The organism is Sanguibacter hominis ATCC BAA-789 (assembly GCF_012396185.1).
Lineage (GTDB): Bacteria > Actinomycetota > Actinomycetes > Actinomycetales > Cellulomonadaceae > Flavimobilis > Flavimobilis hominis.
The window spans coordinates 99,684-117,458 of the sequence record NZ_JAAXOW010000004.1 but is presented as its reverse complement, the minus strand read 5'-3'; the positions used below and the strand labels follow the sequence as shown (position 1 = coordinate 117,458).

Sequence of the window (17,775 nt, the reverse complement as noted above, 5' to 3'; positions counted from 1 at the left end):
CTCCGAGCGTACGTCCGGCCTTCGCGCGGCACGACCGCACGCCCGCACCCCTGACCCGCGTAGCATGTCCACGGCGGCACGGTTCCCGCGATGACTTTCGGTCCTCCTGCTCGTGCCCCGGGCCTCTAGCTCAGTTGGCAGAGCATCGGACTTTTAATCCGCGGGTCGTGGGTTCGAGCCCCACGGGGCCCACCATTAGTACCGGAGTAAAACCGCCGACATGAGAAGTGTCGGCAAGGTTCGACGTCCGGTGTTGTAGAGATCTTGATTGAACAGGCCTGCCCTTCGGGGCGGGCTTGTTTGCGTTTGTACGGCGGCGTGAGGCGACGTGAGTTCCTGCGGTGTGACGTAGGGCGGGGTCGAGGAGCGTGCTGAAGGGCTCCGCGAGTTCACCGTCGGCGCGGAGCCGCCGTGGTCGTTCGGGTTGATGTGGACGACGGTGTAGAAGACCTGGTTGAGCTGCCGCTTGATGTGGTCGGGTACGGACTTGTACATCTGGTCGCAGTCTTCAGCGAGGGTGAGCGCGTCGCTGAGGTTGGTGAGCACGTCGTCGTGGTCGGACGTGGCAGCGTCGAGCTCGTGCTGGACGCCTGCGAGTTCCTTGCCGATGCGTCCTTGCTCTTCCTTGAGGAGGTCGGCGGGGAGGGCGTCCTGGTAGTGGAGCTGGAGGAGCTTGCGCTGCTGCTCTTTGAGCGCCGTGGCGGTGCTCTTGAGCTCTGTCACGCGCTGGCGCTGCTCCGTCGAGGCAAGCGCGATTTCCTCGCGGAGGTATTGCTCGAGCTGGGTGCGCTCTTCGTGGGTCAGCCGGTTGTTCGGGTAGAGGTGCTCGACTTGCTGTTAGACCTCGTGGACCAGGACGGCTTTGAGATCGCAGTCAGTGTTGCCGGAGCGTCGCCCGATGCAGACGAAGTACGGGTAGAGCTCGCCCGAGCGCGACTTGGTCATCTGAACGATGAGGCGCGATCCGCAGCGTCCACACATGACGGTGGACTTCAGGAAGTGGGTATGGACGCGGTTGTACTCGCCGTGACGCCGTGAGGCGAGCACGGTCTGCGCCTTGTGCCATGTCGCGTCGTCGACGCGGCTTCGTGATTGCCGGGGTACTCGGCATCTTGCCAGGTGACGATGCCGCGGTAGTACGGGTTGGTAAGGATCTTCCCGACCGTCTTCGCTGTCAGCGCGTTCGCAGGACGCCCAGGCGTGGCGCGGGTCGTGAGGCCGCGTGCCGTCAGATGGCCGGCGAGGGCTTCGGTCGGCCACTTCCCGGTCGTATACAGCTCGAAGGCGCTACGGATGAGGTCGGCGCGGTCGGGGTCGAGTTCGACGTAGCGAACCTCGACGCCGGCGGCGTTGATGCGGCGTTGGCTGAGGTAGCCCAGCGGCGCTCGGGAGATCGTGCCTCCGGTGATGGCCTTCTGTTTCATCCCCTTGGTCGCCTCGGCGCCGAGGTTGTCGGAGTACCACTGGTTGATCGAGATGCGGCGTTGCCTGGTAGGCCGGGAGCTACTGGCGACACCGTACCTCATTTGATGTAGCGATTCTTTCACTGGGTGTGCTAGCCTGCTCCTGACGGCGACCGTAAGAGAGGACTCCGACATGGCGATCCGTACCCCGAAGACCCGCGAGGCGCTCGCGGCCCACCTCTCGCCCATGCGCCTTCAGGCATCGGTGTTCGAGCGTGCCGTGGCGGTCGCGGCTGCTGAGTCTCGGTCGTTCTCTCCGGGAGCTCCGAAGTCGGCTGCGGAGATTACGCGGTGGCTGCGGACAGTCGAGACTGTCCACGCAGAGCTCATGGCGCTCCAGCTTGGGTGGATGCGGCTTGACCCGCAGAACCTTCCCTACTTCCTGCAGCCCGACCTGCAGCTCGGGCTGATCGTCAGCAGCGGCGACGAGCGCACCGGCGTAACCTACGCGAGCCCGAGCAACCGCAACGCCAAGGGCCTGGCGTTCGCGCGCCGCGTTGACGAGAACGGCCAGGTGGCGATGTTCGGCCAACCGACTGACCAGGGCGAGGTCGACGTTGAAGACGTCTGGGTTTTGCTCTACGACGAGCGCGACGGCGTCGTCCACCTCGAACTCTCGCGTCCGTCGTCCATGTCCGGCAACTTCGTCAGCACGTGGTCGGAGCGCATCATCTTCCCGGCCTTCGACCTCGCGCTTGGCGCTTTCGCGTTCGAGGACGACAACGATGAGGGCGACTTCGGCTTCACCGTCGCTCGCCGCTAAGGCGAGTGGATCCCTGCAATGACAACACCATTCGTTCCTGCGCGTCTGGAAATGGCGCGCGCCATTCGACAGATGACAGCGACAGCGTTGGCCGCCGAGGCCGGCACGACTGCGCCGTGGGTGTCCCAGGCCGAGAACACGAAGAAGACGCCGAGCCCGGAGCTCGTGCGTGAGTTCGCGCGCGTCCTGAACTTTCCGGTCGACTTCTTCTATCGGCCAGTGGCGACCCTGCCCCCGGCGGATGCCTTCCACTTCCGGGCATCCTCTCGGCTCGCCAAGAAGGACGAGCAGACCGCGCGCTCACTGTCGACGCTCGCCATCGAGCTGTCGGACTGGATCGAGAAGACCTATCGGGCGCCGGTGCCGGCCGTGCCCGAGATCCAGGATCTCTTTGACGCCGACGAGACCGTGCCGCCCGAACAAGCCGCTGACGCTCTCCGCGGCGCATGGGGACTCGGAGTGGCGCCGATCAAGAACCTGTTGCAGCTCCTCGAGTCCAAGGGCGCCAAGGTCTACTCGGCGGGTGGACCGCTTCAAGCGATTGACGCCTTTTCGTTCCGTCACGGAGCGACGCCCGTCATCTTCCTCAACGTCCATAAGTCGGCAGAGCGGTTGCGCTTCGATTTGGCGCACGAGCTCGGCCACCTCGTGATGCATGGAGGGTCGCTCCACGTCGAGCCCGGCAAGGAGAAGGAGCAGGCGGCCAACGACTTCGCCTCGTCGTTCCTCATGCCGCGCGCTGACGTACTCGGCGCGATCCGGGGAAACCTGATGCTCGAGGACATCCTGGTGCTCAAGCGACGTTGGCGAGTCAGTGCGATGGCGCTGAACCTCCGGGCGCATCGGCTTGGTGTGATCTCGGACTGGACATACGGCACGCTCGCGAAGCAACTGTCGAGCGCAGGGTTCAGGCGAGGCGAGCCGGGCTCGGACCTGCTCACCGAAAGCTCCAGCTTGCTTACCCAAGTGATGACGGACATGCGGGCTCGCGGCGAGGGCTTCGTGGAGATCGCCCGAGCACTCGACGTGCGCGCTCAGGACATCCGCGACCTCATGCTGGGGCTTGTCACGTTCGCGCTTGAAGGCGACGCGCCGCGCAGCTCTCGAAGCCGCGCGAGCCTACGCGCGGTATAGGGAAGGCTTCGCGAAAAGTGCTGATTATGGGACAATGTTCATATATCGCGGAGCTGGTTGAGCAACTTGGCTCCCGTCCGAGGTCCTTCTCAGTAGGCCACTCAATCGGTCAACGTCGGCGCTCGTCGAGACCGTTTCGACAGGCCCCGATACAACCCGTAAGTGCCATGGGCGCATGGAGACCACTCGTGACGCCAATCACCAAAGAAGCCCAGCGTGCAGAGTCGCACAAGACGATCTGGCGCATCGCGAACGACCTGCGAGGGTCCGTCGATGGCTGGAACTTCAAGTCCTACGTCCTCGGCATGCTCTTCTACCGGTTCATCTCGGATAACCTGACGGCGTACATCAACAAGGGTGAGCACGACGCAGGTGGGGCGTCCTTTGACTTCGCCCGCCTTCCTGACGCCGCGGCGGAGGTTGGGCGACGTGAGACGGTCGCGGAGAAGGGCTTCTACATGCTCCCGTCGGAACTGTTCGGCAACGTTCGCGATCGCGCGGCTGGGGACGAGAACCTCAACGAAACGCTGGAGCGCGTCTTCAAGAACATCGAGGGCTCCGCGCTCGGCGGAGACAGCGAAGACGACCTAAAGGGCCTCTTCGACGACCTCGACGTCAACAGCAACAAACTCGGGAGCACCGTCGCGAAGTGCAACGAGAAACTCGTGAAGGCCCTCGACGCGATCGGCGACCTCCCGCAGGGCGACCTGCAGGACAACTCAATCGGCCTATTCGGCGACGCATAGAAGAAGCGAATCGTGGTCGAAGCTCTTATACGGTTCTTCGAGCGGTTCTTCGGCCTCGGGACGGGGGATACAGAATGACGGTGGGCGCGGTTCCGGATGGTGACGTTGATGGCCGTTCCGACGGGGTCTTCATCAAGGTGATTACCGTGGCGGAGGACGGGCGTGCCATCTTCGCGCGCACGACCAGTGGTGGAAGTACTCAACTCTCTTTCCCCGATCCGGTCGACCTGCGGCGAGGCGAGATCATCTTCATCGACAATCAGCAGCAGTGGTTTCGTGCGCCCGATGCCGTGTGGGCCGAGGACAGCGGTGTCGGTGTAGTCCGCAAGCTTCTCGATGACAGCGTGGTCATCGAGACGAGTGGCGGCGGGATGCGCGTGCTGAACGGAAAACCCGACGTCGCAGTGGAGCCAGGGAACACTGTCCAATACACCGAGATCGACGGCATTACACGGGTGATCTCCGTTACGCCGCTCCGATATCGGGACTCCGGCCTCGACGAAGACCTCGCCGAGTACATCGTGAAGCGGGGTGACACGAAGCTCACGTTCGACTCGTTTGGCGGTTACGACAATGTGAAGTCGAGAGCACGGGAACTGATCGAGACACAGCTGGATCATGCTGACGACCTGCGGAAGATCGGCGCGAAGCCGGTTAAGGGCGTGATCTTCACGGGTGCACCCGGCACTGGGAAGACCCACCTCGCTCGCATCATCGCCGACGTTGCAGACGCCGTCTTCTATCTGGTCAGCGGGCCATCGATCGTGAGCAAGTGGGTCGGCGACAGCGAGGAGACGCTGCGTCGTCTGTTCGAGGACGCTGCTAAGAAGCCGCGGGCCATCATTTTCTTCGATGAGATCGATAGCATTGCGGCGAGGCGCTCGGCCGACTCGAACGGCGAGTCTAAGCGCGTCGTGGCGCAGCTCCTCACGCTCCTGGACGGGTTCGAGGCCGGAAGCAACGTCATTGTCATTGCTGCAACGAACAGAGTTGAAGACATCGATGAGGCGTTGCTTCGTCCGGGCCGCTTCGACTGGGAGATCCAGTTCAACCTGCCAACCTCACAAGACCGCCGCGAGATCCTGATGTTGAAGGCAGACGAACTCGAGACTGAGGACGATCTCCCGCTCGACGTGCTCACAGTGTTGACCGACGGCTGGTCGGGCGCGATGTTGACTGCGCTTTGGACCGAGGCCGCGCTCATTGCGGTTGGGGATGGTCGTGTGCGTATTGCAGACGAGGACCTTGCGATCGCGCACGAGCGCGTGCGCATGCGGCCGGTCCGCGCGCGAGCGGAGGTCTCTGATGTCGCTTAAGTCCTCGGTAAGGCATCCTGTCAAGTCGTTCAAACAGTGGCTCGTTCACCGACGTCTGAAGACCAACGCCGAGCAAGTAAGGCGCGAACTGCCGCTGCGCGAGTTTGTCTATCTCGACGCAGTGAGCCTTCACAGCCTGCTCGTCTCGCAGACCGACACGATCCCTGAAGCGATCACGCAGGCGATCTCTCGCGCGGACGAAGCGGAGCGCATTGGAACCGTGGGAGCGTCCGTGGGATCCGAGCTAATCGGTAAGGCCGAATCGCAAGTCAGCGCTCGCTACCAGACGAGCAACAGCGACAGCACCCAGAGCTCGCGCAAGGCAGTAATTCAGACCCTCTTCAAGGAGTTGCGCGAACTCCCGCTCGACTTCAGACTCGTTGCTCCAGCAGATTCCCCCGAACAATTTGCGACTTTCGAGGAAGTTGCCAAGGCGAAGCCGAACATCGCCGATCGGGCCGTGTCCTTCTCTCGTGGGACACTTCTCGAGGTTGAGGTCGTCCTCGCCGTTGACCCTGTGTTCAAACTCGGAGCGATGATGAACGAGTGGTCGGCGATGGCAGACGACTTTCCGGGTATGTTCGCTAATCACGGTACGCTCGGGTTCCTCCGCGAATCGGCACCGATCATGAAGGTGCTCGATCGATTCCTTGCCGGTCTCATCCCCATCAAGGCGACTGCGGTGAACTATGTCGTGGTCACCGTTGCCGGAGTTGAGTATGTTGCGCACAAGGACGCGGTCGCTGGACTGGGTATCGATGCGAAGCCGCTGCGCATTACTGGAGTTACCGAGCACCTCGGGTTCTGGAAAGACGTACGCCGCGTGCTGTTCTCGGAGGCTCGCTTCAACATGCTGTGCCGCGTCTCGAGGGATGGCCTCCATGACAAGTGGACACCGGTCAAGCTAGCGGACCTCTTCAGCGAGGTTGCGCCCGGATTCGTTGACCAGATTAATGCGGTTCGCTCTCCAACCGCCGCAGACGGGCCGGTAGGATCTGCACAAGCCCAAGGTCCGGTCATCGCCGATGCACTCGTGCGTTATCGAGACGCGATCGTTCCGGGGACCGCAATCTGCACCGATGAAACCAATAGGGCTTTCGTGAGGCTTGTTGCCCAGATATCGACTGGCTCGACGGATGCCGTCGCCCAGCGGGAAGGGTTCGATCTTGTGCGTGAATTCGCAGAAACACACATGGGTGCGCAAACGCCGACACCAGAGGATGATCTGCGGGCGCGTCGAGAAGCGCGCGCTGCCGCCGGGCTCGAACTGTTTCCCACTCCTGCGCTGAGCATCGCGGCGCCGACGCCTGGCCCTCCCGAGCAGACCACAGATCGGACGGATGAGCGCATTCTCGATACCGAAATCATCGCGATCTACTGGTAGCGTGGGGCAACGCCCTCAAACCGTGATCAGCGCCCCGGGCGTGGGCGCAACTTCACGCCCGCGCCCAGGAGCGCCCTGCGAACCGTCCCGACGCTGAGGCCAAGTTGCTTGCCAACCATTGCGAGCGACGCACCGTTCTCATACATATGAGAGGCGGAGCGGACCTGGGCGTCGTCCATGCCGCGATTCGGGTTCCGCAACTCCACACTGTGACGCTTGCAGATCTCGCCGGCCGTCGCTCGGTGGGTCTTGAACCGCTCTGCGCTCTCTTTGAGTGGGAGTCCCTCACGGTAGAGCGCGACGACCTCCAGCTGGCGCTTCGCAGGAAGATGCACCTGGGTGTTCCGCGCGGCGATTCGCCTGGACGTGCCGCCAGCGCCCGCGTTCGGCCCGGGCAGGCCCTCCTGGCCCAGTTTGGGCGGGTTCGCGGCCCTGTAGGCCAGTAGTGGCCGCCATTTTTAGACTCCGCCCCACAGAGGTCCACGCCGCGCACAAGGCTCGAATCCTTGCCCGGAGAATCATCGGGGCTGGGTTCGGGCCTCGCCGCTGGGCTGGCATTACTGACGTGGGCAAGCAGATCGTCCGCCGGATAGGGCGGACGACCAAGAGTCGGTCACCCCGGGTCAGGGCTCAGCGGTCGCGGACGTCGTCGGTGGTGAAGCCCTCGCGCGCTCCCCGCTCCTCTAGAGTCTCCAGCTCCTGGAAGAACGTGACCTGCCAGCCTGCCGGCCCCTGGATGCGGGCGTTGAGACTCTGGAAGGGCGTCTTCACCGGCGGGGCGACCAGGTCTGCGCCACCGTCGAGTGCTGCCGCGACAGCCTGCTCGGTGTCGTCGACCTCCAGTGCGATCCGCAGCACTCCGGGAGTGTGCGGCACCCCCTCGACCACGTCGATGTTCTTGGCGTGCGTCGGGGTGGCCAACTCGATCGTCGCGATGCCAGCGTGCAGGATCGCCACGCGGTCGTCGCCCTCAGTCGCGAAGGCCAGCTGCTCCGGCATCCCGAACACATCGCGGTAGAACCGCACGGCATTGTCGAAGTCGTCGGTCTCGATGATCAGACGTAGCTGTTTCGGGGAGGGGGTGTCCGATGTCATGTCCCTCATCTTGCAGGCACACCCACGTTCCAGGAACCGTCCCGTGGACGTGCGACGTTCAAGGCCGTGTGGTGCGGCGTGCCCCAGCTGATCCGCCCCCGCGGGCTGCGCCCCCGAACGCGACCGACACGCCGAGCATGAACCCGGCGTCGTACCAGCTGCCGGAGTTGCTGACCTCGTAGATGCCGACCTTGTCGTTGAAGAGGGACACGAGGAAAGTCACCGGTGAGATCAGCCCGTGCCACAGCCCTTGCCAGAACCCGGGCGCACCGGCCGCCTGGCTGGCCTCGGGGGCCGTGGGCGCGCACGCCGCCAGGGCGAGGACCAGGAGCAGCCCGACGGCGGGAAGGACGCGCTTCGTCACGGAGTGCTTGGTCATGGGTTCGCTCACCCCTCACGGCGCCGGGAGTCCTCGGCGAGGAACGGTCCCTGGCGACTCTTCATCGAAGCACCGTCGGGAGGGCCGGTCAACGGTGGCCCCGACGGCGAGACGGCACGTTTCGCTCTCGCCGAACGAGGCTGGCACTCACCATGTGTGAGTGCTAGAACGGGAGGTGTAGCCAACCCGTCCGCGGGGATCCGCTGACGGGCGTTCGACGACTTCGACGGTCGAGGTCGTGCTTGGAGGAGGTGGTGACGATGGCTACTCGTTGGGACCCGTTCCGGGAGATGGATCGCCTGATGTCGTCCGTCCTGACGACCCCGCGCGGCTCCGCGGCCATGCCGATGGACCTGCTGCGCGAGGAGGACCACTACGTGCTGGCGGTCGACCTGCCGGGTGCTGACCCGGGCACGATCGACATCTCTGTCGAGGACAGCACGCTGACGATCCGCGCTGAGCGGACCGCACGCTCGAGCGACGCGGACTGGCTGGTCCGCGAGCGCCCGTCGGGCACGTTCGCCCGCCAGCTCACTGTGGGTCGCGGTCTCGCGCTCGACCAGATCACGGCGAGCTACGCCGACGGCGTGCTGTCGCTGACCATCCCGGTCAGCGAGCAGGCCAAGCCGCGGAAGATCGAGGTCCAGCACCAGGGCACACCCGCTCAGATCACGCAGGACGCCCCCGCGTCCTGACCACAACCACCGCGCCCCGTCCGGCACTGCGCAGCCGGGCGGGGCGCGGCGTCGTCTCGACACCGCGCCCCGCCCGGGGTGCTGAGCAGAAGGGCTCAGGCCTCCGGGTCGACGCGGACGAGCATCTTGCCGACGTTGCCGCCGCGCATCATGTCGAGGAACGCGTCGACGGCGTTCTCGACGCCGTCGACGATCGTCTCGTCGTACGCGATCTTGCCGTCGGCGAACCAGCCGGCCATCTTCTCGGTGAACTCGGGCGCGAGGTGGACGTAGCTGCCGAGGGTGAAGCCCTTGAGCGTGAGTCCCCGCGTGATGATGTTCGCCATGTTGTCCGGGCCGGGCGTCCGCTCGGTCGTGTTGTAGCCGGTGATCGCGCCGCACAGGGCGATGCGCCCGCCGGTGTTCATGACGTCGAGCGCGGCCTCGAGGTGGTCGCCGCCGACGTTGTCGAAGAACACATCGACGCCGTCGGGCGCGAGGGCAGGGAGCTGCTCGCGGACGGGCGCGTCCTTGTAGTTGAGCGCGGCGTCGTACCCGTACTTCTCGGTGAGGAGTGCGACCTTCTCGGCTGAGCCGGCCGAGCCGATGACCCGCTTCGCGCCGAGGAGGCGGGCGATCTGCCCGGCAGCGGTGCCGACGGCGCCCGCGGCGCCGGAGACGAACACCGTGTCGCCTTCCTTGATGCTGGCGATCGCTGTGAGGCCGACGTATCCGGTGAGGCCGGTCATGCCGAGCATGCCCAGGCGCGCGGAGAGCGGGACGCCGGGGAGCTCGGGGACGGCGCGGAACGCGGCTGCGTCTGCCTGCGCGACGTCGCGCCAGCCGAGGTCGTGCTGGACGAGCGTCCCGACGGGCAGGGAGTCGGCGGCGGACTCGACGACGCGGCCGATCGCACCGCCCGTCATGGTCTCGCCGAGGGCGAACGGCGGGACGTAGCTCTTGACGTCGTTCATGCGGCCGCGCATGTACGGGTCGACAGAGAGGAACGCGTTGGCGACGCGCACCTCGCCGGGGGCGAGGTCGCCGAGCTCGACGGTGACCGTGCGGAAGTTCTCGTGGGTAGGCCACCCGTGGGGGCGGGAGACGAGCTGGACCTGGGTGCTGGCTGCGTGAGTCATGTTCTGCTTTCGTTCGGGTTCAGAGTGCGAGGCCGAGGGCGAGGGCGACGACGCCGAGCGCGGGCGCGAGGCCCTGCTTGAGCGCTGCCGAGGCCTTGTCGGGGCTCGAGAGGACGAGGACGAGGGCGGCGGCGGCCATGGAGCCTGCGCCGGTGAGGACGAGGGTTGCGCCGACGGCGGTCTGCCCTGCCGCGTAGAGGCCGATGCCGAGGGCGACGGCGATCGCGAGGAAGAGGTTGTAGAAGCCCTGGTTGAACGCGAGCTGCTGCTGCGCGGCGGCCTGTTCGACCGTTCCGGTGCCGAAGACGGCGCGGGCGCGGGCGCTCGTCCAGGCGATCGACTCGAGATAGAAGATGAAGACGTGCACGAGGGCGGCGACGCCTGCGAGCACGAGGCCTGCGATGACCATGGGGTCTCCTCGGTTGAGCGCGCCCTGCGCGCCGTTAGTGGACTGATCGATCTAGAATATACTGGATCGATCAGTTCACCACCAGGAGGGTCACATGGGCCGCACCCAGACGTTCGACACGAACGAGGTCGTCCGCGCCGCCCGCGCCGTCTTCTGGGAGCACGGCTACGAGAGCGCCGCGCTCCCCGACCTCGAGAAGGCCACCGGCCTCTCACGCTCGAGCATCTACCACGCGTTCGGCTCGAAGCGCGGCCTGTTCGACGCCGCGGTCGCGAGCTACCTCGACGAGGTCGTCCGCCCACCGCTGCGCCAGCTCGCGAGCGACGACGCCACGCCCGACGCGCTCGACCGCTACCTTCTCGGGCTGCGCGACGCGCTCCAGCACGCCGGTTCCGGCGCCGCCATGAACGGCTGCCTCCTCATCTCGGCCGCCAACGCCCCGATCGCCCGCGACGACACCGTCGCACGCACGATCGACGCCTACGCAGCCGAGCTGCGAACCGCCGTCGTCTCCGGCATCGCCCGCCAGCTCCCCGACCTCCCCACCGACCAGCGCGACACCCTCGCGACCGCCTGCGCCGGCCTCGTCATCGCCGCACTGTCGCTCGTGCGGGTGAACCTCACCGCCGCCGTCGCGTCGCTCGACGCCGCCCGCGACCTCGTGCGCAGCCACGAACGAGCCGCTCAGCCCCGGGAGCCCGCGCCCCTGGGGTGACCCGCCCCACACCGGTGCGCGTCCGTCCCACACGAACCGATCACAGACACCCCTCACCCAGGCATGTACGGTATTTCGGGCCGTGCACTCGGCCGTGACCCGGCGCGGTGCTGTCAGCGACGTCGAGCACCGTGACAGGAGGATCCTTGCGAAGCAGTGTGGAACCGCGCCGCCCCGCGACGCAGAGTCGCGGCGTGGGACGCAGCCACGGCAAAGCGATCCTCTTCGGCGAGCACGCCGTCGTCCACGGCGCCCCCGCGATCGTGGTGCCCGTCCCGGCCCTGACGCTCACCGCGCACGTGACCGTCACCGACGGCCCCAGCCGCCTCGAGTCTTCCCTCTACTCCGGCCCCGTCACGGCCGCGCCCGACCGCCTCGGTCCCACCGTCGCGGCGCTGCAGGCCGCGCTCGGCTGGTTCGACCTCGCCGACGTGAACGTCGCGCTGCGCATCAGCAGCGACATCCCCGCCTCGCGCGGGCTCGGCTCGAGCGCCGCGACCGGCGCCGCCGTCGTCGCCGCGATCGCCGACCTCGCCAGCCGGGAGCTCACCCCCGCTGAGCGTCACGACCTCATCCAGACGTCCGAGCGCGTCGCTCACGGCGCCCCGAGCGGCATCGACGCGCACGGCGTCGTCTCGACGTCTCCCCTGTGGTTCCACGGCGGCACGGTGGAGAAGCTGCCGACCGGCGCGGAGCTCACGTTCGTCCTCGCGGACACGGGCGTCGCGGGCAGCACCCGCACCGCGGTCGACGCGGTGCGCCGCGTCCGCGAGACCGAGCCCGATCGGTTCGCCGGCATCCTCGCCCGCCTCACGGCGATCGCGCACGCCGCCCGCACCGCCCTCGCGACCGGCGACCGCGCGACGGTCGGCTCGCTCATGGACGAGTCGCACCTCCACCTCGCCGCGCTCGGCGTGAGCGGCCCCGAGCTCGACACGCTCGCCGCCGCCGCCCGCACCGCTGGCGCGCTCGGCGCGAAGCTCACCGGGGGCGGCCTCGGCGGCTGCCTGCTCGCCCTCGCCCCTGACCTCACGACGGCGGAGCACGTCGCCGCCGAGCTGCGCGCCGCCGGCGCGACCGCAGTCCACACGTCGACCACGGAGGCGTTCGCATGACGACGGCCACGGCCCAGGCGCACCCCAACATCGCCCTCATCAAGTACTGGGGCAAGAGCGACGAGGCGATGTCGCTGCCCGCGACCGGCAGCCTCTCCCTCACGCTCGACATCTTCCCGACGACCACGACGGTCGAGGTCGACGAGACCCTGACCGCGGACGTCTTCGAGCTGAACGGCACCGTCCGGGACGACGACGCCGCCCGCCGCGTGAGCATGTTCCTCGACCTCGTGCGGGCGCTGGCCGGCACGGACGCGCACGCGCGCGTGCGCTCGACCAACACGGTCCCGACGGGCGCGGGGCTCGCGTCGTCGGCGTCAGGCTTCGCGGCGCTCGCCGTCGCCGCCTCGGCCGCGTACGGCCTCGACCTCGACGAGCCCGGCCTGAGCCGCCTCGCCCGGCGCGGCTCCGGCTCGGCGTCACGCTCGATCATCCCGAACGTCGCACTGTGGACGGAGGGCGACGACGCGTCGTCGTACGCACGCGAGGTGCCCGCCCCGATGATCGCGATGGTCGTCGTCACGCTCGACGCGGGCGTCAAGCACGTCTCCAGCCGCGTCGCCATGCGTCGCACGATCGAGACGTCGCCGTTCTTCCCCGCCTGGGTCACGTCGACGCGCATGAGCCTCGACGAGATGGTCGCCGCCTGCGCGGCGGGCGACTTCACCCGCATCGGTGAGCTCACCGAGTCGAACGCGCTGCGCATGCACGCCACGATGCAGGGCGCCGAGCCCGCGATCCGCTACCTGAGCCCCGCGAGCATCGCCCTGTTCGACCGCGTGGTCGCCCTGCGCGCCCAGGGCATCGAGGCGTACGCGACCGCGGACGCCGGCCCGAACGTCGCGGTCATCTGCCCGCCCGCCGACGCGGGACGCGTCGCTGCCGCCCTCAGTGAGACCACCGCCGCGATCCCGGGCCTGAGCGCCGAGGTCCTCGTCGCCGGGCCTGGCCCGGGCGCCCACCTCGTCGACCCTGCCGGCGGCGCCGCATGATCACCGTCCGCGCACCGGGCAAGCTCTTCGTCGCCGGCGAGTACGCCGTCGTCGAGCCGGGGCAGCCCGCGGTCATCATCGCGATCGACCGCTACCTCGCCGTCACGCTCACCGAGAGCGTCGACGTCGGCACCGTGCACTCCCCCGAGTACGGCCAGCTGCCGCTCGTGTGGCGCCGGTCGGGCGACGACGTCACGATCGACCGCGACCACCACCCGTACGACTACGTGATGTCCGCGATCACGACCGTCGAGCGGGTGCGCGCCCGCCGCAGCGTCGCCCCGAAGTTCTTCGACACGCGAATCGACAGCCAGCTCGACGACGTCTCGGGCCGCAAGTTCGGCATCGGGTCCTCGGCCGCCGTCACGGTCGCGACGGTGCGCGCCATGTCCGAGCTGTACGGCCTCGGCCTGAGCAACCTCGAGGTGTTCAAGCTCGCCCTGCTCGCGACCGTGCAGATCGCGCCCGCCGCCTCGGGCGGCGACCTCGCGGCGAGCTGCTTCGGCGGCTGGATCCGCTACAGCGCTCCCGACCGCGCCGTGCTGATCGACGAGCTGAGCCGCCGCGACCCCGCCGACCTGCTCGACGCCGACTGCTGGGACGGCCTGTCCGTCACCCGGCTCACGCCGCCCGACCACCTCCAGCTGCTCGTCGGCTGGACCGGGTCACCTGCGTCGACGACGCGCTTCGTCGACGTCGTGCAGGCCAAGCAGGCGACCGGCGAGGTCGACATGCCCGCGTTCGTCGCGGCCAGCCGCGACCATGTCGACCGGCTCGTCCGCGGCCTCCAGGAGCACGACGACGCGGCCGTCCTCGACGCGATCCACGGCGCCCGCACCCTCCTGCAGGGCCTCGGCGCGCAGGCTGGCCTCGACCTCGAGACGGCGCGGCTTGCCGCGCTGTGCGACGCCGCCGACGAGGCGGGCGCCGCCGGAAAGCCGTCGGGCGCCGGCGGGGGCGACTGCGGGATCGTGCTCGCGCCGCCGTCAGCCGACGTCGCCCGCATGCTCGTCGCCTGGGAGCGCGACGACGTGCGCCACCTGACCATCTCGGTGCACCCACCCGAAGGAGCCGTCGATGACGAGTGAACGCAAGGACAACCACGTCGCCCTCGCGATGGACCAGAACCGCGGCGTGCGCGGCCGCAACGACTTCGACGACGTCGAGCTCCTCCACCACGCCCTCGCCGGGATCGACCCGGCGACCGTCAGCCTCGGCACGACGGTCGGCGGGGTCACCTGGGACGTGCCCTTCTACATCAACGGCATGACCGGCGGCAGCGCCTCGACCGGCGAGATCAACCGCACCCTCGCGATCGCGGCGCGCGAGACGGGCATCCCGATGGCGTCCGGCTCGATGAGCATCGCGCTCAAGGACCCGTCGCAGACGCCGACGTTCCAGGTGATCCGCGAGGAGAACCCCGACGGGTTCGTCATGGCGAACCTCGGCGCGGACCACGGCGTCGACAACGCGCTCCGCGTGATCGACTTGCTCCAGGCCGACGCGCTGCAGATCCACCTCAACGCCATGCAGGAGACGGTCATGCCGGAGGGGTCGCGCGACTTCTCCGCGTGGCCCGCCACGATCGAGGCCGTCGTCGCAGCCGTGCCGGTCCCTGTGGTCGTCAAGGAGGTCGGCTTCGGGCTGAGCCGCCGCACGATCGAGACCCTCGCGGGCCTCGGCGTCACGGTCGCCGACGTCTCCGGTCGCGGCGGCACCAACTTCGCGCGGATCGAGAACTCCCGCCGCGCGGGCGGCGACTACGCGTACCTGGAGGGCTGGGGCCAGTCGACCGTCAGCTGCCTGCTCGACGCGCCGCGCGACTTCCCGACGCTCCTCGCCTCCGGTGGGGTGCGCAACCCGCTCGACGTCCTCAAGGCGCTCGCGCTCGGCGCGAAGGGCGTCGGGGTCGCTGGCACGTTCCTCGCCCTCGCCGTCGACGGTGGCGTGGACGCACTCGTCACCGAGATCAACCGGTGGAAGGAGCACCTCACGCAGCTCATGGCGACTGTCGGCGCTCCGACCATCGCCGCGCTCACGGGCACGGACCTGCTCGTGCGGGGTTCCGCGCGAGAGTTCTGCGAGCTGCGCGGGATCGACGCCGCCGCACTCAGCGCCCGCTCCGCGTCCGCGAACGACAACCCCCGAGGAGGCCGCCATGGCCGCTGACGCCACCGACGCCGAGCTGACCCGCACGGTCACCGCCGTCCCCACACGCTGGGTGGGCCCGATCAAGCTCTCCGGCAACGTCATGACCGGTGAGCAGTCGGTCCCGCTCGCGACGTACGAGATCCCGCTGTGGCCCTCGGTCGGCCGCGGCGCGCGCATCTCGCGCCTCGTCCCGGACGGGATCGTCACGACGCTGATCGACGAGCGCATGACCCGCTCGACGCTGTTCGTCGCGGAGAACGGTGCCGCAGCGTTCGCGGCCTGGCAGCGCATCCGCACGCGCCTGCCCGAGCTGCAGGTCGTCGTCGCCGCGCAGAGCGCGTTCGCGAAGCTCATCGACCTCGACGAGCAGATCGTCGGCAACCTGCTGTTCGTCCGCTGGGAGTTCACGACGGGCGACGCGTCGGGCCACAACATGGTGACCAAGGCGTCCGAGGCGCTCATGTCGTTCGTCCTCGACGCCGAGCCGACGCTCTCGTACGGCTCCATCTCGGGCAACTACTGCTCGGACAAGAAGGCCACCGCGGTCAACGGCATCCGCGGCCGCGGCAAGAACGTCGTCGCGGAGATCCTCATCCCCGAGGAGCTCGTCCACAAGCAGCTCCGCTCGACGGCGAAGCAGATCGCCGAGCTGAACCTGCGCAAGAACTTCGTCGGGTCGACGGTCGCGGGCGCGCTGCGCTCCGCGAACGCCCACTACGCGAACATGCTGCTCGCGTTCTACCTCGCGACCGGCCAGGACGCCGCGAACATCGTCGAGGGCTCGCAGGGCATGACCCATGCCGAGGACCGCGACGGGGACCTGTACTTCTCGTGCACGCTCCCGAACCTGATCGTCGGCACGGTCGGCAACGGCAAGGACGTGCCCGGGGTCGGCGAGGCGCTCGTCCGGCTCGGCTGTGAGCGAACCGACGTCCCCGGAGCCAGCTCCCGGAGGCTCGCGGTACTGGCAGCGGCTACCGTTCTTTGCGGGGAGCTGTCGCTCATGGCCGCGCAGACGAACCCTGGCGAGCTCATGGCTGCGCACATCACCCTCGAACGGAACGCAAGGAGGTCGTCGTGACGGCGGCTGCACCCCTGATCGGCCTGATCGACCTCTCGGTCGCGACCGGCCACCACGTCGTGTCCCTCACCGACCTTGCCGTCGCGACGGGAGTCGACCCGGCGAAGTACCACGTGGGCATCGGGCAGGACGAGATGAGCCTGCTCGCACCCGACGAGGACATCGTCACGATGGCCGCGACGGCGGCCGCGCCGATCATCGAGCGGCACGGCACCGCGAAGATCCGCACGGTCCTGTTCGCGACCGAGTCGGGCATCGACCAGTCGAAGGCTGCGGGCGTGTACGTCCACCAGCTGCTCGGCCTGCCGTCGGGCTGCCGCGTCGTGGAGATGAAGCAGGCCTGCTACTCCGCGACCGCTGGTCTCCAGGCGGCGCTCGGCATGGTTGCGCGCAACCCCGAGGAGCAGGTGCTGCTCATCGCGAGCGACAACGCACGCTACGACGTCGACTCGGCTGCCGAGGCGACGCAGGGCGCGGGTGCGGTCGCGATGCTGATCGGCGCCGACCCGACGCTCCTCGCGATCGAGCCGGCGAGCGGCGTGCACACGGCTGACGTCGACGACTTCTGGCGTCCGAACGACCGCTCGACGGCGGTCGTGGACGGGCGCCTGTCCGTCACCGCGTACGTCGACTCGCTCCTCGGTGCGTGGGACGACTACCAGGCGCGCGGGGGCGTCGCGGCCGAGGAGATCGACCGCTTCTGCCTGCACCAGCCGTTCACGCGCATGGCCGCGAAGGCGTTCGCCCAGCTGAGCAACCACACGGGCGTCTCGCGCGACGACACGGTGATCTCGTCGACGTTCACGTACAACCGCCGCATCGGCAACTCGTACACGGCGTCGCTGTACTTCGCCCTCGCGTCCGTCCTGGACAACGAGGCTGACGTCGCGGGCCGCCGCATCGGATTCTTCTCGTACGGGTCCGGCAGCGTCGGCGAGCTGTTCACGGCGGTCGTGCAGCCCGGCTACCGGAGCGCCCTGCGCCCCGGTTCGGTCGCAGCGCAGCTCGACGCCCGCGTGCCTGTCGACGTCCCGGAGTACCGCAAGATCCACGCGGCAGCGGAGCTCGCCTCCGACGTCGACGTGAAGACGCCGCACGTGACGGCCGCGCCGTTCCGTTTCGCGGGCATCGTCGGGCGCGCCCGCCGGTACGAGCGCAACTCCTGACGCAGCACCCCACGAGGGCCCGGCCGCCGCAGCGGCCGGGCCCTCGTCGCATC

At 68.1% G+C, this 17,775-nt stretch carries 20 protein-coding genes and 1 tRNA gene; 14 read left to right on the top strand and 7 right to left on the bottom strand.

Features of this window, described 5'->3' with window-relative positions; genetic code table 11:
- The first annotated feature begins 119 nt into the window (after positions 1 to 119).
- Positions 120 to 195: transfer RNA gene (locus HF995_RS11925), tRNA-Lys, on the top strand.
- Here the strand turns inward: HF995_RS11925 and HF995_RS14165 are convergent.
- From HF995_RS14165 to HF995_RS11910, 3 genes are all read right to left on the bottom strand, one after another.
- Complete coding sequence (locus HF995_RS14165) at positions 196 to 723, bottom strand: hypothetical protein (protein ID WP_168448032.1); 528 nt, start codon at positions 721 to 723, stop codon at positions 196 to 198.
- Between the two features lie 114 nt (positions 724 to 837).
- The gene (locus HF995_RS14160; protein ID WP_350308879.1) at positions 838 to 945 is read right to left on the bottom strand and encodes a hypothetical protein; all 108 of its coding nucleotides are present in this window, start codon (positions 943 to 945) and stop codon (positions 838 to 840) included.
- Between the two features lie 47 nt (positions 946 to 992).
- Positions 993 to 1,598, bottom strand: coding sequence for a recombinase family protein (locus HF995_RS11910; protein WP_168448030.1), 606 nt, complete (start codon positions 1,596 to 1,598; stop codon positions 993 to 995).
- Between HF995_RS11910 and HF995_RS11905 the strand changes: the two genes are divergently transcribed.
- The 5 genes from HF995_RS11905 to HF995_RS11885 all read left to right on the top strand — a co-directional run bounded on the left by HF995_RS11905 (position 1,597) and on the right by HF995_RS11885 (position 6,806).
- Complete coding sequence (locus HF995_RS11905; protein ID WP_168448029.1) at positions 1,597 to 2,226, top strand: hypothetical protein; 630 nt, start codon at positions 1,597 to 1,599, stop codon at positions 2,224 to 2,226. The genes HF995_RS11910 and HF995_RS11905 overlap by 2 nt on opposite strands.
- 18 nt (positions 2,227 to 2,244) lie before the next feature.
- On the top strand, positions 2,245 to 3,360 hold the full coding sequence (locus tag HF995_RS11900; protein WP_168448028.1) for a helix-turn-helix domain-containing protein: 1,116 nt from the start codon (positions 2,245 to 2,247) through the stop codon (positions 3,358 to 3,360).
- Positions 3,361 to 3,548: 188 nt separating this feature from the next.
- Positions 3,549 to 4,106, top strand: a complete 558-nt coding sequence (locus HF995_RS11895) for a type I restriction-modification system subunit M N-terminal domain-containing protein (protein WP_434060861.1) — start codon at positions 3,549 to 3,551, stop codon at positions 4,104 to 4,106.
- 74 nt (positions 4,107 to 4,180) lie between these two features.
- Positions 4,181 to 5,422, top strand: coding sequence for an AAA family ATPase (locus tag HF995_RS11890; RefSeq protein ID WP_168448027.1), 1,242 nt, complete (start codon positions 4,181 to 4,183; stop codon positions 5,420 to 5,422).
- Positions 5,412 to 6,806: a DUF6414 family protein gene (locus HF995_RS11885; protein ID WP_168448026.1), complete on the top strand. Its 1,395-nt coding sequence runs from the start codon at positions 5,412 to 5,414 to the stop codon at positions 6,804 to 6,806. Before HF995_RS11890 ends, HF995_RS11885 begins: the two co-directional genes overlap by 11 nt.
- Before the next feature lie 630 nt (positions 6,807 to 7,436).
- On the opposite strand, the gene HF995_RS11880 is transcribed toward HF995_RS11885, so the two are convergent.
- Both HF995_RS11880 and HF995_RS11875 read right to left on the bottom strand, forming a co-directional pair.
- Positions 7,437 to 7,901, bottom strand: coding sequence for a VOC family protein (locus HF995_RS11880; protein WP_168448025.1), 465 nt, complete (start codon positions 7,899 to 7,901; stop codon positions 7,437 to 7,439).
- A 58-nt stretch (positions 7,902 to 7,959) separates the two neighbouring features.
- Positions 7,960 to 8,280 (bottom strand): hypothetical protein, encoded by a 321-nt coding sequence (locus HF995_RS11875; RefSeq protein ID WP_168448024.1) that lies wholly within the window; start codon positions 8,278 to 8,280, stop codon positions 7,960 to 7,962.
- 260 nt (positions 8,281 to 8,540) lie between these two features.
- Here HF995_RS11875 and HF995_RS11870 point away from each other — a divergent pair, with 260 nt between their 5' ends.
- Entirely contained in the window at positions 8,541 to 8,975 is a 435-nt protein-coding gene (locus HF995_RS11870) for an Hsp20/alpha crystallin family protein (RefSeq protein WP_168448023.1), read from the top strand.
- 95 nt (positions 8,976 to 9,070) lie between these two features.
- On the opposite strand, the gene HF995_RS11865 is transcribed toward HF995_RS11870, so the two are convergent.
- Positions 9,071 to 10,093, bottom strand: a complete 1,023-nt coding sequence (locus tag HF995_RS11865) for an NADP-dependent oxidoreductase (RefSeq protein ID WP_168448022.1) — start codon at positions 10,091 to 10,093, stop codon at positions 9,071 to 9,073.
- A 19-nt stretch (positions 10,094 to 10,112) separates the two neighbouring features.
- Positions 10,113 to 10,502, bottom strand: a complete 390-nt coding sequence (locus tag HF995_RS11860) for a DUF1304 domain-containing protein (protein WP_168448021.1) — start codon at positions 10,500 to 10,502, stop codon at positions 10,113 to 10,115.
- Between the two features lie 94 nt (positions 10,503 to 10,596).
- Between HF995_RS11860 and HF995_RS11855 the strand changes: the two genes are divergently transcribed.
- From HF995_RS11855 to HF995_RS11825, 7 genes are all read left to right on the top strand, one after another.
- Positions 10,597 to 11,217, top strand: a complete 621-nt coding sequence (locus HF995_RS11855; protein ID WP_168448020.1) for a TetR/AcrR family transcriptional regulator — start codon at positions 10,597 to 10,599, stop codon at positions 11,215 to 11,217.
- A 194-nt stretch (positions 11,218 to 11,411) separates the two neighbouring features.
- Positions 11,412 to 12,332 carry a mevalonate kinase gene (mvk, locus tag HF995_RS11850; protein ID WP_210727451.1) on the top strand — a complete coding sequence of 307 codons (921 nt, stop codon included), beginning with the start codon at positions 11,412 to 11,414 and terminating at the stop codon, positions 12,330 to 12,332.
- Positions 12,329 to 13,324: a diphosphomevalonate decarboxylase gene (gene mvaD, locus HF995_RS11845; RefSeq protein ID WP_168448018.1), complete on the top strand. Its 996-nt coding sequence runs from the start codon at positions 12,329 to 12,331 to the stop codon at positions 13,322 to 13,324. Before mvk ends, mvaD begins: the two co-directional genes overlap by 4 nt.
- Positions 13,321 to 14,412: a phosphomevalonate kinase gene (locus tag HF995_RS11840; protein ID WP_168448017.1), complete on the top strand. Its 1,092-nt coding sequence runs from the start codon at positions 13,321 to 13,323 to the stop codon at positions 14,410 to 14,412. Before mvaD ends, HF995_RS11840 begins: the two co-directional genes overlap by 4 nt.
- The gene (gene fni, locus HF995_RS11835) at positions 14,402 to 15,493 is read left to right on the top strand and encodes a type 2 isopentenyl-diphosphate Delta-isomerase (RefSeq protein ID WP_168448016.1); all 1,092 of its coding nucleotides are present in this window, start codon (positions 14,402 to 14,404) and stop codon (positions 15,491 to 15,493) included. Before HF995_RS11840 ends, fni begins: the two co-directional genes overlap by 11 nt.
- Positions 15,483 to 16,556: a hydroxymethylglutaryl-CoA reductase gene (locus HF995_RS11830; RefSeq protein WP_168448015.1), complete on the top strand. Its 1,074-nt coding sequence runs from the start codon at positions 15,483 to 15,485 to the stop codon at positions 16,554 to 16,556. Before fni ends, HF995_RS11830 begins: the two co-directional genes overlap by 11 nt.
- The gene (locus HF995_RS11825) at positions 16,553 to 17,722 is read left to right on the top strand and encodes a hydroxymethylglutaryl-CoA synthase (RefSeq protein WP_350308878.1); all 1,170 of its coding nucleotides are present in this window, start codon (positions 16,553 to 16,555) and stop codon (positions 17,720 to 17,722) included. Before HF995_RS11830 ends, HF995_RS11825 begins: the two co-directional genes overlap by 4 nt.
- Positions 17,723 to 17,775: the final 53 nt, after the last annotated feature.

Coding starts and splice junctions, on each gene's coding strand:
- HF995_RS14160 (WP_350308879.1), bottom strand. CDS start 945: ATGACCAAGTCGCGCTCGGGCGAGCTCTACCCGTACTTCGTCTGCATC.
- HF995_RS11905 (WP_168448029.1), top strand. CDS start 1,597: ATGGCGATCCGTACCCCGAAGACCCGCGAGGCGCTCGCGGCCCACCTC.
- HF995_RS11910 (WP_168448030.1), bottom strand. CDS start 1,598: ATGTCGGAGTCCTCTCTTACGGTCGCCGTCAGGAGCAGGCTAGCACAC.
- HF995_RS11900 (WP_168448028.1), top strand. CDS start 2,245: ATGACAACACCATTCGTTCCTGCGCGTCTGGAAATGGCGCGCGCCATT.
- HF995_RS11890 (WP_168448027.1), top strand. CDS start 4,181: ATGACGGTGGGCGCGGTTCCGGATGGTGACGTTGATGGCCGTTCCGAC.
- HF995_RS11885 (WP_168448026.1), top strand. CDS start 5,412: ATGTCGCTTAAGTCCTCGGTAAGGCATCCTGTCAAGTCGTTCAAACAG.
- HF995_RS11880 (WP_168448025.1), bottom strand. CDS start 7,901: ATGACATCGGACACCCCCTCCCCGAAACAGCTACGTCTGATCATCGAG.
- HF995_RS11875 (WP_168448024.1), bottom strand. CDS start 8,280: ATGACCAAGCACTCCGTGACGAAGCGCGTCCTTCCCGCCGTCGGGCTG.
- HF995_RS11870 (WP_168448023.1), top strand. CDS start 8,541: ATGGCTACTCGTTGGGACCCGTTCCGGGAGATGGATCGCCTGATGTCG.
- HF995_RS11865 (WP_168448022.1), bottom strand. CDS start 10,093: ATGACTCACGCAGCCAGCACCCAGGTCCAGCTCGTCTCCCGCCCCCAC.
- HF995_RS11860 (WP_168448021.1), bottom strand. CDS start 10,502: ATGGTCATCGCAGGCCTCGTGCTCGCAGGCGTCGCCGCCCTCGTGCAC.
- HF995_RS11855 (WP_168448020.1), top strand. CDS start 10,597: ATGGGCCGCACCCAGACGTTCGACACGAACGAGGTCGTCCGCGCCGCC.
- mvaD (WP_168448018.1), top strand. CDS start 12,329: ATGACGACGGCCACGGCCCAGGCGCACCCCAACATCGCCCTCATCAAG.
- HF995_RS11840 (WP_168448017.1), top strand. CDS start 13,321: ATGATCACCGTCCGCGCACCGGGCAAGCTCTTCGTCGCCGGCGAGTAC.
- fni (WP_168448016.1), top strand. CDS start 14,402: ATGACGAGTGAACGCAAGGACAACCACGTCGCCCTCGCGATGGACCAG.
- HF995_RS11830 (WP_168448015.1), top strand. CDS start 15,483: ATGGCCGCTGACGCCACCGACGCCGAGCTGACCCGCACGGTCACCGCC.